The organism is Microcoleus sp. AR_TQ3_B6, from assembly GCF_036702785.1.
Classification (GTDB): domain Bacteria; phylum Cyanobacteriota; class Cyanobacteriia; order Cyanobacteriales; family Microcoleaceae; genus Microcoleus.
Genome location: NZ_JAUBVJ010000047.1, coordinates 1 through 12,872, shown reverse-complemented (window position 1 = coordinate 12,872; position 12,872 = coordinate 1). Strand labels below are relative to the sequence as shown.

Here is a 12,872-nt window from a genome sequence, read left to right as displayed (position 1 = left end):
TTTGAGATTAAAGAATTGAAGCATTGACCAAGAATTTCAAAGGTGGTACCCGCCACGTGATTTATCCGTGGAATCAATCCCTTTTCGAAAATCTAAAATCCTCAAGCCCCCGCATTTATCCGTGGGGTTAATCTAAAATCTCAAATCTAAAATCTCAAATCTAAAATCGATTGACCCCACGGATAAATACGTTAGGCAAGTTTCATCGGATACAGGTTTTTTATTTCACCGGTCCTGAGTCTGCTTTCGGAATGAATCCGGGGGCTTGTATCCTGGTTCCTTCCCGTCAGAGAGTTCTGTTTCTAATTCGTTTTGCTTAAACATGATTTTTTTAACTGTCAATACCTATCGCAATTTTGCCGACAGCCCGGCCCGTTTCGCTGTAAGTGTGGGCTGCTGCTACTTCTGCTAAGCTGTAAGTGCGATCGACAATCGGCTCAACTTTACCGGATTCTATTAACTCCCGCAAAAGCCCTAAATCGCTGGTGTTGACATTGGCTACAATTAATTTAGCTTTCTTCCCCGAGACAAACCAGCTCGTTAACATCGGTGCGAGGTTTTCAACACTCGGCAAAGTCGAGATATAAACTCCCTCCGGCTGCAGCACATTTTCGCATTCAGCAAATGTTCTTGTCGCGACTGCATCCAAAATTATATCATATTTTTCGGGCTGTTGAGTAAAGTCAATTTGTGCATAATCCAGGACTAAATCAGCTCCCAAACTCTTGACAAATTCTCGATTTTTAGCGCTGCAAACTCCCGTTACTTCCGCTTTCATTGCTTTCGCAACTTGCACGGCAAAAGTACCTACGCCGCCGGAAGCGCCGTTAATTAATACTTTATTTCCTGCTTGAATTTGACCCAAATCCCTGAGTGATTGCAACGCAGTTAAACCTGCAATCGGCACTCCTGCTGCTTCTGCATGAGTGATGTTTTTAGGTTTAATTGCCGCACTCGATTCTGGGACGACCGCGTACTCGGCACAAGCACCGCCACTTATGGGATTTAAGGAAGTATAAACTTCATCTCCCGGTTGAAAGTTGGTAACTTCCCGGCCGACTTCCACCACAATTCCCGAGATGTCAGAACCGACTATTCGAGGAAAGTTAAATCCTGTCAATAGTTGCAGGTGTCCTTGCCGGATTTTCCAGTCTACGGGATTGACGCTGCTAGCGCGAACTCGCACTAACAATTCGTTGGATTTGGCGTGAGGCTTGGACAATTCTCGGTACTGCAATTCCTCGACGGAACCGTAGCGATCGAAGGCAACTGCTTTCATGGCAAATTTTCCGGTCTATTTTTAATAAAAGACTCAATCCTGTACAACAATTACAGCACATTCTATCTAAATGTGACAAACTAAATTGAGTCAGCCTTGTAGCAGCGGGCGATCGACTCTTGGAAATCGACCGACGGGACGCAGGCGATCGGCAATGGGCCCGCTGGCGGGCCGTGCGATCGACTAGCGATTAAAATTAATAGGGACGGGATGGGCGATCCCATAACCCTGAGCATAATCTACTCCCATCTCCCGCAATTTTTCTAAGATACTCTCGTCTTCGACAAACTCAGCTATAGTTTCAAGATTCATCGCATGGGCTATACGATTAAAACCTTCAACGAGCGCTTGAGAAATCAAATTATGACTAATATTCTTGACCAAAGCACCATCAATTTTTAGATAATCAACTGGTAAATTCATCAGATACGCAAAGGAACTCAACCCCCTGCCAAAATCATCTAAAGCAAAGCAACACCCCATCTTTTTGAGTTCGCTCATGAAATATCGGGCTTGCTCAAAGTTCGCGATCGCTGCGGTTTCCCTGATTTCAAAACAAATGGTTTGCGGGGGGATTTGGTAGCACGAAAATTGTTCGATTAAGAACCTTATAAACCCATGGTTACCAATGCTATCGCCAGAAATATTAATGGTATATAAGCCTGTACTAATAATATTCTTACCCGATAAATTATGATAATTAGAAAAAAAAGTTTCGATTACCCAACAATCGATCTGGGTGCTCAAGCCATAACGCTCGGCGGCGGGAATAAACTCATTGGGAGCTACTATTTCTCCATTTTCATCTAGCATTCTTAGCAAAATTTCATAATGCTCTACTGATGGGTTAGAGGTAATAGAGACAATCTTTTGGGAGTATAGACAAAAACGATTGGTTTCCAACGCTCGGCTGATTTGGGAAACCACGTGCCTCTCACCGCGTTGGCTAATTAGTTTTTCATCATCTAGACGATAAACATGAACACAGTTGCGACCTTTGCCTTTGGCGACATAACAAGCGGCATCAGCCGCCCCCATAACCTCCATCAAATCTTTGCTGGTGTGGTTAATGGCAACAACTCCAATACTGACCCCGATGATAAAGGTTTTGCTATCCCAAATAAACCGAAACTGATGCACTAGGTCTTTGAGTTTTTCCGCAATCTTAGCTGCTTGAGAGAGGGGACATTGAGTAAGCAAAAGACCAAATTCATCACCTCCCAAGCGAGCCAGTGCGTCATTAGCACGAACTCCCTTTTGTAAAAGTGTAGTGATTTGGCGCAGTAGCTCATCGCCAGCAACATGACCTGCGGTATCGTTAACGACTTTGAAGTGATCTAAATCTAAATAACAGAGAGCGTGCTGGTGATTGCTATCTTGACAAGAGGCGATCGCATCAATTAGTTGCTGCTCAAATCCTCGACGGTTGATTAAACCCGTCAGAGCATCGTGAGAGGCTTCCCAAGAGAGTTGACGAGCAAGATTGCGCGATTCGGTAACATCACGAAAGACGATGACTGCCCCGATAATTTGACCTTGGCGGTCTCGAATCGGTGCTGCTGAGTCCTCAATGGCATACTCCGTCCCATCGCGCGCAATGAGAATAGTATGGTTAGCTAAGCCCACAATTCGCTTCTCCAACAGAGCCTTGGCGATCGGATTCTCTACTGGCTTTCGCGTTACTTCATTGACAATTACAAAGACCGCAGACAGGGGGAGTCCCTGAGCCTCATCAGCCTTCCAGCCTGTCAGTTGCTCAGCAATAGGATTGAAATATCGCACATTACCTTGAGCATTGGTAGTAATAACTGCATCACCAATCGATTGGAGGGTCACTTGAGCTAGTTCTTTTTCGGCAAAGAGGGACTCTTCGAGACGTTGGCGTTCTTCGATTTCTCTCAAGAGATGTAAATTCTGCTCTTGGAGGCTTTGTTGCAACCGTCGGATGGTTAGGTGAGTTTCGACACGAGCTAATACTTCTTCGATTTGAAACGGCTTAGCAATATAATCTACCCCACCAACAGCAAGCCCCTGAACCTTATTGAAAGTGTGATTGAGTGCACTCAAAAAAATTATCGGAATGCCTGCGGTTTTCTCGTCGGATTTTAATTGCTTACAAACTTCATAGCCATCAATATCGGGCAGTTTAATGTCGAGTAAAATTAGTTCCGTCCATGGCGATTGGGCGGCTCGGATCGCCATTGCGCCTGTTGTGGCACAGCGAACTTGATAACCATGTGTCCTCAAAGTACGGCTGAGAAGATGTAGGTTACCAGGCAGATCGTCAACAATTAAAATATTGCCTCGGTAGTTGGTAGCTGAATCGCTAACCCTATCGCTAGTTCTATCGACAATGTTACTAATTTCCATACTTTTCTGGTAGAGGACTATAACCCTATGAATAAGAGTATACTTGAATTATTAGGTTATCCACTCACTTGACGTAGAAAGAAGTCATGCGATCGCAGGATTCTAGAACTGGCACCGTGGCACAGCCCCTACAAACTCTGACTTGTTCAGGTAGGGATAATCCGCCCGTAGTTGCCCTTCTTCGTTTCGCGTAACATGGCAGAGAACCTTTTTTTCCCAGCAGCAGATTTAGGAACAACCACATTTCTTACAGGGCAAGTCTACTCCTCATTGCGATCGGATGTCTCCTGCTGCTGGGTTGGCAATTTGACATCTCCCTACTCAAAAGTGGTTTTTCCGGTAGGACTTCGACGATGAAGCCGGCAATGGCAGAACTCAATCGCTAAGCACTTCAGCACTCATGAATTATTCAGGTTAGCTATGATTGCACAATTTTTTGAGACGGGAGGATTCATTCCTCACGGTCACTGCTATCTCTGGCAAACAAACTTAGTAGGATTACATATTTTATCCGATGGTTTAATAGCTTTAGCTTATTACTCCATCCCCATTATGCTAATCTACTTTGTGCGACAGCGCCAAGATACTCCATTTCCGAAAGTAGTTTTTCTGTTTAGCGCCTTCATAATTGCCTGTGGTACAACTCATCTCATGGAAATTTGGACGCTTTGGTATCCTACTTATTGGCTTTCGGGAGGACTTAAAGCTATTACTGCTCTGATTTCTATATATACTGCATCTGAGCTAGTGTTTTTAATTCCATCAGCCTTAGCTTTACCTAGTCCAGCTCAACTTATTGCGACCAATCAAGCCTTAGAGAAGGAGATCAATGAGCGCCAGCGGGCTGAAAACGAACGCAAACAAATTGAGGTGGCTTTACGAAACAGTGAAGAGCAGTTTCGCAATGCGTTTGAAAATGCGTCTATTGGAATGGCGATCGTTTCACTTGACGGGCACTGGGTTAAAGTCAATCCTGCCTTATGTCAGATTGTTGGCTACTCCTCAGAAGAGTTGTTAGCGTTAAATTTCCAAGACATTACCCATCCTGACGATTTAGACCTGGATCTTAGCTATGTAAATCAGCTATTAGCAGGAACAATTTCAACTTACCAAATGGAAAAACGGTATTTCCATAAACAAGGACATATGGTTTGGATTCTTCTTGATGGCTCGCTAGTACAAGATGAACAGGGAAATCCCCTGCATTTTATTGCTCAGATCCAAGAAATTACCGCTCGAAAAGAAGTTCAAAAGACCCTAGAACTTCAAAGCATTATTATGAATAACATGGCAGGTGGCGTGTGTTTAGTCAAAGCATCCGATCTGACGATCGTCTACACCAATCCCAAGTTTGATGCGATGTTTGGTTATGCAGAGGGGGAACTCGCAGGTCAATCTGTTGGTGTAATAAATTACGTCGATACAGAGGTTACACCCGACGAAACCGTTGAAGATGTTGTTGCTCAACTTGAGCGGGATGGGGAAGCAAAATATGAAGTCTACAATAAGAAAAAAGATGGAAGACTTTTTTGGTGCAGGGTTCATACATCCAGGTTTGATCATCCTGAATACGGAACTGTATATGTTGCCGTTCAGGAGGAGGTGACAGAGCTCAAACAAGCTGAGCAAGCCTTGCAAACTACCACAAATCGCCTCAACTTTCTCCTGAACTACAGCCCCGTCGTTATTTTTAGCTGTAAACCTTATGGCGATTATGGAGCAACGTTCATCAGCCAAAATGTCAAAGATGTATTGGGCTACGAAAGCATTGCGTTTTTAGAAGATGATGAATTTTGGGTGCATAACTTACACCCAGACGATCGAGAACGAGTGCTTAATGGCTTAGGCAATCTATTCGTCAAGGATTTTTATTTCCATGAATACCGTCTTCGTCGCTCAGATGGGGTTTATCGCTGGATACTCGGTCAACTCAGACTAATTCGAGATGCTGCAGGTAAACCAGTGGAAATGTTGGGATATTTAATTGACATTAGCGATCGCAAACAAGCCGAGTTGGAACTCCAGCAAGCTAAAGAAGCTGCAGAAACAGCAAACCGAGCCAAAAGTATGTTCCTGTCCAATATGAGCCACGAACTCCGTACTCCTCTCAATGCTATTTTGGGATTTACGCAATTGATGAGTTACGATCCTGTTCTGACTCCCGAACTCCAAAGCGATCTGGCGATCGTCAATCGTAGCGGCGAACATTTATTGGAATTGATTAACGACATTTTAGATTTATCCAAAATAGAGAGCGGACAGATGACACTCTATCTTTCTGACTTCGATCTCAAAAAAATGCTGAATTGTATTGAAGAAATGTTACAATTTAAAGCCCAATCGAAAGGATTGAAACTAATTGTCGAGCGAGACCCCAATCTTCCCCAATTTGTGCATACCGATGAGAAAAAATTGTATCAAGTCTTAGTCAATCTGCTGGGTAATGCGCTTAAGTTTACTAATCAAGGAACCGTCACTTTACGAGTAAGATCCCAACAGAGCGACCAAACTTCCTGTCGCCTATGTTTTGAAGTTGAGGATACTGGAGTGGGAATTGATCCAACAGAAATTGACAGCTTATTTAAGGCGTTCGTGCAAGCTGAAGCTGGGAATAAATTGAATCAAGGTACTGGTCTAGGTCTAGCTATCAGCCAAAGATTTGTCCAACTCATGGGTAGTCAGATTCGGGTTCAAAGCATATTGAATCGGGGCAGCATTTTTAACTTTGAACTTGGGGTAAATTTACCTCAAACAGTCTGCCTTGCCTCAGAATTGCCTGAACAAAGAGTGATTGGTATAGCTGCAGGACAACCAACTTACCGCATCCTTGTTGTTGAAGATATAGAGGAAAATCGCCGCTTATTGGTCAAACTCCTTACCTCTGTCGGTTTTGAGGTGCGCGAAGCAACAGAGGGAGCTGAAGCACTCGAAATCTGGGAAAGTTGGTCCCCACACCTGATTTGGATGGATCTGCGAATGCCGATCGTGGATGGCTACACAGCTACCAAACGCATTAGAGAACACCCTCAGGGACAAGAGACTGTGATTATTGCTTTAACTGCCAGTGTTTTTGAAGAAGATCGAGAGAAAGTTCTTATGGCTGGGTGTGACGACTTTATCACCAAGCCCTTTCAGGAAAGGCTCGTCTTTGACAAACTCGCTCAACACTTGGGAGTACAGTACATCTACACAGTTGTAGGAAAAGAACCCCAAAAACTAGGTATTGACACTTTATCTCCAGAAGATATAGCCGTGATGTCCTCTGAGTGGTTAGAACAAATGTTTCAAGCTGCCTACGATCTTGATACCGAAGTCATGAACGAGTTGATTAAACAAGTTCCCGCATCTAAACCAACCGTTTCCAGTGCGCTAATTGATTCGGTCAATAACTTTAAGTATGACCAAATTATGGAGTTAATTCTGCCTCTGCTCCCGAATCCCGTTTAGTTATCGAGTTTAAGGAAAAAGAAGTTATAGTCCTGTAAGGAGTGGCTAGATCTCCAATAAAGAAACATCAAAAAATAAGGCTTTAATGACGTAAAGCGGGTCGATCGCACTCAGGCAGCGGGTCCAGTGCCGAGGGCCTGCGCCCTATCGGTCAGCCTCCAAGAGTCGATCGCCCGCTGCTACAAGGCTGACTCAATTTTCTGTCACATTTAGATGGAATGTGCTATATGATACAGCAATTATATTTTGTTTTTGAAGGGGATTTATTTTTTTATTAACCGCAGAGGGCGCAGAGGGCGCAGAGAAAGAGAAAAGATAGAAAGAGAGATAGAGAAATGATTGATTTAACCGGAAAGGTAATTTTAGTAACTGGCGGCTCGAAGGGGATTGGTGCAGTGACGGTGCGGACTTTGGTTAATGCTGGGGCTGAGGTGATTTTGCATTACTTTCGCAGTCAAACTGAAGCTGAAGCAGTAGCAGCAAGTGTGGCGCGCGATCGATGTTATTTATTAGCAGCAGATTTGATGGTGGAAAACGCGGCTTCGATTTTGTGGCGAGATGCTTTAAAATGGCGCGGTCATATTGATGTTATAGTTAACAATGCTGGAATTATGCAGTCAGCAGGTATAGAGGACGAGTTTGATATTTGGTCGTCAGCTTGGCAGCAAACTCTACAAGTTAATTTAGTTGCAGTTGCTGACTTGTGCCGGGAAGCAATTATTTATTTTAAAACTCGCAGTGGAGGTACAATTATTAATATAGCAAGTCGCGCTGCTTTTCGCGGCGATGACCCGAATTATCTGCACTACGCCGCGTCCAAAGGTGCTATTGTGGCTTTAACTCGCAGCATTGCTAGAGGGTTTGCGGCTGATAATATTTTGGCTTTTACAGTTGCACCGGGATTTGTCAGTACAGAAATGTCTAATCAGTTTATTCAAAAGTCCGGCGAAGCTGATATTATTCGCGATATCCCGATCGGCAAAATCGCTCCTCCTCAAGATGTTGCCAATGTTATCGCGTTTTTAGCGTCGGGTTTGGCTGTGCACGCTACCGGGACTACGATCGATATTAATGGAGCCTCTTACGTGCATTGATGCGATCGCACAACTTGCACAAAACATCTAATTGTAGGGTGCGCCGAAGGGCACTTTACGACTACCTCCCAAGACTCACGAACGCACATTTTCCCACCTAATAATTTATCACTTTAGCAAGACGCGAGAACAGCAACAAATGAATTAAGTTGATAGAAAATGGTACCTTAAGGGAAAGTGATTATGACAGCCGATAACAAAGCCCAAACGAAACGAGTTGCCATACTAATCGAAAATGCAGTTGAAGATTCGGAATTTCTAGTTCCTTACAATGCCTTAAAACAAGCAGGATTTGAAGTAGTTGTCCTGGGTTCCCGGACAAATGAAAAGTATGCAGGCAAACACGGAAAACTTGCCATGCAAGCTGACGGAACTACCACTGAAGGCGTGCCAGCAGAATTCGATGCAGTGATAATTCCCGGCGGCATGGCTCCCGATATGATGCGGACTAACCCCAATACTGTGCAATTTGTCCGAGAAGCATTTGAGCAAGGAAAACTCGTCGCGGCTGTTTGCCACGGCCCGCAAGTTTTGATTGAAGCCGACGTGCTAAAAGGCAAAAATGCGACAGGTTTCTTGTCAATAAAAAAAGACATGATCAATGCCGGGGCTAACTATATCAACGAAGCTTTAGTAGTTGACGGCAACTTGATTACTTCCCGGCAGCCTGGAGATTTAGCAATATTTACTACCGCCATTCTGGCTCGCCTCGGTTACGGCGGAAAAGAAGTCGGTTTGCCAGAAGAAACTGACACAAATGCAGAATGGTGGAAATTAGCTAATGGTTGGGGTGGCTCAACACAAGGCGACATTGTTAAAGGTTTGAATACCGCCCTCGCAGGGGAACGCTATGCTTGCGAAGCCTTTCAAAATTATGCCGAAAAAACCCAAGACAGCGATTTGCGATCGGTGCTTGCAGAAATCATTCAAAATAAACAGCACCACATCCTCGCTCTCGAAAACCGCCTCAACTATTTCGGCGAAAAACCCTCAATTCCCGCCCAAATTGCTGACAAATACGCTAAATTAAAAGCGTCGATGCAAGGAACCGATGAAACGTTCTTGCTGCGGAGCACTCTGGGTGATTTGCAAACCGGTGTTGTTGATATTAACAACCTGCGGGTGAAGTTCACAGATCCGGTATCAACTGCGATTTTGACAGAGATAGAATCGGATTTGTCTAAGTGCGAGCAAGCCGTTGCTAAACTCTACCGGGCCCGTGCGGTTTCCCAGGAAATTAAGTCGCCTAAACCTTCGACTAGCCCCGCTGTAAAAATGTAATCAGCAAGCGGATAAATAAGTTTGTAGTTGTTTTGAGGGATTAAAACCCCCACCAATAGCGCAACTACAAACTTGTTATGCAATCATAAAATATACGCCTTTGCGGTAAAATAAAACCCCAGACTAAAAAGCAGAGACTCAAGTAACTGCAAGGTGGAGCGTTTTATTAAATGGGTTGTATTTTTGTTTCAGCCGGAAACGGCGGGTTTTAAGGAGGCGCGACTCGGGGGCGGTACAAGCCCCCGGATTCATCGGTACACAAATAAAAAATATAGTATCCGATAACCAGCCCCCGGAGACATCCGTGAAGTCGCTTTCTTCAATTCTTCAAATCTCAAATCTCAAATCTCAAATCTCAAATCTCAAATCTCAAATCTCAAATCTACAATCTCAAATCTCAAATCTCAAATCTCAAATCTCAAATCTCAAATCGATCGAGAATCGACAATCTCAAATCTCAAATCTCAAATCTCAAATCGACAATCTCAAATCGACAATCTACAATCGACAATCTCAAATCGACAATCTACAATCGACAATCTCAAATCTCAAATCGACAATCTCAAATCGACAATCTACAATCTACAATTTACAATCTACAATTTACAATCTACAATCTACAAGCTACAATTTCCAATCTACAATCTCAAATCTACAATCTAAAATCTAAAATCTAAAATCTAAAATCGATTGACTTGTTCCCTCTTCCTTTAGACAGGAGACACCAGGGCGATAAATGCGCTATTGTGTTGCCAATATTTTGATGAGGAAAAAAGGCTGTGGTTCCCTTACGCGATGATAATCCCATTACTATCACTCCCTACGTCACCTACGGGCTGATTGCCGCAAACATATTAGTATTTTTGTACGAACTCAGTTTGCCCGATGAGCGACAATTAACGCAATTCTTCTACTCTTGGGCGGTAGTTCCTTGCCAGTTAAGCAATATGTGCCGGGTATCTTTGCCAGTGTCGTCATTTCCCGAATGGACGACACTAATTAGCTCCCAATTCCTGCACGCAGGCTTTCTCCACATTGCCGGAAATATGTTATTTTTGTGGATTTTTGGCAACAACGTAGAAGACCGTTTAGGACACGTCAAATTTATAATATTTTATCTTACTTGCGGCGTCTTAGCTTCGCTAACTCAGTGGTTTTTTTCCTCAGCATCGGCCATTCCGTCCCTGGGCGCTAGCGGGGCGATCGCAGGCGTGATGGGAGCTTACATTCTCAGATATCCCCAAGCCAAAGTTCTGACACTGCTTCCCTTGGGAATCTTTATTACCACCGTCAGAGTCCCCGCTTTCTTCTTTCTAGGATTTTGGTTTGCACAGCAAGCATTGAATGGCTTGGCTTCCTTGAATGCCCCGGCAAGTGTCGGCATGGAATCCGGGGGAGTTGCCTACTGGGCCCACGCCGGTGGCTTTGTTTTCGGTGCTGTTCTCGGCCCTTTATTGGGTCTTTTTTCTGAGGACAATTAGATTTAATTTTTTACCGCAGATGAACGCAAATAAACGCAGATAAACTGCCAACGAAATCGGCGTTTATCTGCGTTTATCTGCGGTTTTAAACCTATTATATTCCTAGATAAAAGTGGGGAGTTGCCTGCTTAGTACAGGCCAGCGGCTTTGTTTTCGGCGCTATTCTAGGCCCTTTATTGGGACTTTTTTCTGAGGACAATTAGATTTAATTTTTTACCGCAGATGAACGCAAATAAACGCAGATAAGCTGCCAACGAAATCGGCGTTTATCTGCGTTTATCTGCGGTTTCAAACCTCTTATTTTTTTAGATAAAAGTAAAGTCAAATCCCGAAAGAGATGTCACTCCAGTTACACCATTTAACTTCGCCAAAATGCGAGAATCGCTGCCGGTGAGGTTATTGCCATTGCCGTCATAAATGATGTAAGTATTGCCGCCGGAATCGTAGGCAAACAAGAAAGCACTTCCTCCCAGAATATTTGCAGAAACTGTTGTCTGCACATTCAGCAGAACTTGGGTGTTACCACTGAGATTCGGGAATCCGGGGGCAAAATTAAACTGATCGGCGATCGGCACACCGAGGTCGGTAAAATCAGTAATCACATCGTATCCGCCCGCCGCGATCGCAGCCTGGATCGCCGCCGAAGAAGCCGCATTAAAGGCCGGTCCACCGTCTGCGGGGCTGGTATAGCGGTATTGATTGCTGCCGCCGCCCCCCGTCATGGTATCTGCGCCGGGGCCGCCTAGGATCACGTCGTTATTTAAACCGCCGTTAATCGTATCATTGCCGCCTTGACCATCAATAGTATCGCTGCCCGCCAAACCGTTAAAATTGTCCGGCAAAGAACCCCCAACCAATTTGTTAGGCCCGCTATCAGCCGGCAAGATTTGAACGGTGACAGTACCTGTTCCCGGACTTGTCCCGAATCCGTCGCTGACGCTGTAGGTGAAAGCAGTTGTACCCGCTACATTGCCGGGGATGAATTGCACTTGAGAGACAAGATTTACCGCTATCCCCAGTTTCGGTGTGCTGACATTGATAATGTTGAGCTGCCCTTTTTGCGGGCTGATATCGTTCGCCAGCACGTCGATGAAAGTGGGCAGCAAATTATTCGTATTTGTAAATACGATGCCGTCATCGCCAGCGAGCGGCGACAGGGTAGTTGGAACAGTTACGGAGGTATCGAAAGAATTGATGTTAATCGCCACTGACGCTGCTGCCGTGCCGCCTTGGTCGTCAGCTACGCTGTAGCTGAAAGAGCCGGCTTTCCCGATCGCATTAGTTGCAGGTTGAAATTTCAGGCCGAGCAATTCCTCAACCGTCAATTTTTGGTTCAGGGCGAGCGGCTCCGTACCGGTAATTACTTGACCGAAAGTAGGATTGGGAAGTCCTACTACCCCGATCGACAGCGGCTGGCCCTCCGGGTCGCTGGGCGCCGAAATGCTCAGAGACAGAGGCAAATTCTGCAAACCAGTCAGCGTTTTGCCAGCTTCCACGATCGGCGGCTGGTTAGGAGTCGGAGATGTAAAACTCGGCGGAGTCGGCCCCCCACCGAATGGCGGAGTAGGTGGGGGCGCCGCAGTTGGAGTCGGGACGATCGAAGGACTCGGACTCGGAGTCGGACTTGTCGTCGGAGTCGGACTCGGACTCGGAACCTGTGTCGGCAATGTCCCAGCAGGCGGAGTTGGAGAAGGACTTGTCCCAGCAGGCGGAGTTGGAGTCGGAGTCGGAGTCGGAGTCGGTGCCGCCGGAGTTGGAGTCGGTGGCGGAGTTGGAGAAGGAGTTGTCCCAGCAGGCGGAGTTGGAGAAGGAGTTGTCCCAGCAGGCGGAGTTGGAGAAGGTCTTGTCCCAGCAGGCGGAGTTGGAGAAGGACTTGTCCCAGCAGGCGGAGTTGGAGAAGGAGTTGTCCCAGCAGGCGGA

8 protein-coding genes are annotated in these 12,872 nt (G+C 45.3%); 5 read left to right on the top strand and 3 right to left on the bottom strand.

All coding sequences use genetic code 11. The annotated features are described in order from the left end of the window. Window positions 1-331: 331 nt before the first annotated feature. A complete protein-coding gene (locus QUB56_RS21355) occupies window positions 332-1,279 on the bottom strand; it encodes an NAD(P)-dependent alcohol dehydrogenase (RefSeq protein ID WP_332957916.1) in 948 nt (315 codons plus the stop codon). 183 nt (window positions 1,280-1,462) lie between these two features. Beyond that, window positions 1,463-3,649 carry an EAL domain-containing protein gene (locus tag QUB56_RS21350; protein WP_332957914.1) on the bottom strand — a complete coding sequence of 729 codons (2,187 nt, stop codon included), beginning with the start codon at window positions 3,647-3,649 and terminating at the stop codon, window positions 1,463-1,465. A gap of 420 nt (window positions 3,650-4,069) precedes the next feature. On the opposite strand from QUB56_RS21350, the gene QUB56_RS21345 reads away from it, so the two are divergent. The 5 genes from QUB56_RS21345 (at window position 4,070) to QUB56_RS21330 (ending at window position 10,952) form a co-directional block, all read left to right on the top strand. Beyond that, window positions 4,070-7,096, top strand: coding sequence for a PAS domain S-box protein (locus tag QUB56_RS21345; RefSeq protein ID WP_332957912.1), 3,027 nt, complete (start codon window positions 4,070-4,072; stop codon window positions 7,094-7,096). A 335-nt stretch (window positions 7,097-7,431) separates the two neighbouring features. Beyond that, window positions 7,432-8,190, top strand: coding sequence for an SDR family oxidoreductase (locus QUB56_RS21340; protein ID WP_332957910.1), 759 nt, complete (start codon window positions 7,432-7,434; stop codon window positions 8,188-8,190). 183 nt (window positions 8,191-8,373) lie between these two features. Further along, window positions 8,374-9,471, top strand: a complete 1,098-nt coding sequence (locus QUB56_RS21335; RefSeq protein ID WP_332957909.1) for a DJ-1/PfpI/YhbO family deglycase/protease — start codon at window positions 8,374-8,376, stop codon at window positions 9,469-9,471. A 304-nt stretch (window positions 9,472-9,775) separates the two neighbouring features. Next, window positions 9,776-10,141 (top strand): FlxA-like family protein, encoded by a 366-nt coding sequence (locus QUB56_RS37355; RefSeq protein ID WP_445243381.1) that lies wholly within the window; start codon window positions 9,776-9,778, stop codon window positions 10,139-10,141. Window positions 10,142-10,250: 109 nt separating this feature from the next. After that, a complete protein-coding gene (locus QUB56_RS21330; RefSeq protein ID WP_332957906.1) occupies window positions 10,251-10,952 on the top strand; it encodes a rhomboid family intramembrane serine protease in 702 nt (233 codons plus the stop codon). 305 nt (window positions 10,953-11,257) lie between these two features. Here the strand turns inward: QUB56_RS21330 and QUB56_RS21325 are convergent. Beyond that, on the bottom strand, window positions 11,258-12,872 hold a 1,615-nt coding region (locus QUB56_RS21325; protein WP_445243380.1), incomplete at its 5' end, for a calcium-binding protein.

What these genes read in the sequence shown, in the direction of transcription:
- QUB56_RS21355 (WP_332957916.1), bottom strand. Translation starts at nt 1,279, where the DNA reads ATGAAAGCAGTTGCCTTCGATCGCTACGGTTCCGTCGAGGAATTGCAG.
- QUB56_RS21350 (WP_332957914.1), bottom strand. Translation starts at nt 3,649, where the DNA reads ATGGAAATTAGTAACATTGTCGATAGAACTAGCGATAGGGTTAGCGAT.
- QUB56_RS21345 (WP_332957912.1), top strand. Translation starts at nt 4,070, where the DNA reads ATGATTGCACAATTTTTTGAGACGGGAGGATTCATTCCTCACGGTCAC.
- QUB56_RS21340 (WP_332957910.1), top strand. Translation starts at nt 7,432, where the DNA reads ATGATTGATTTAACCGGAAAGGTAATTTTAGTAACTGGCGGCTCGAAG.
- QUB56_RS21335 (WP_332957909.1), top strand. Translation starts at nt 8,374, where the DNA reads ATGACAGCCGATAACAAAGCCCAAACGAAACGAGTTGCCATACTAATC.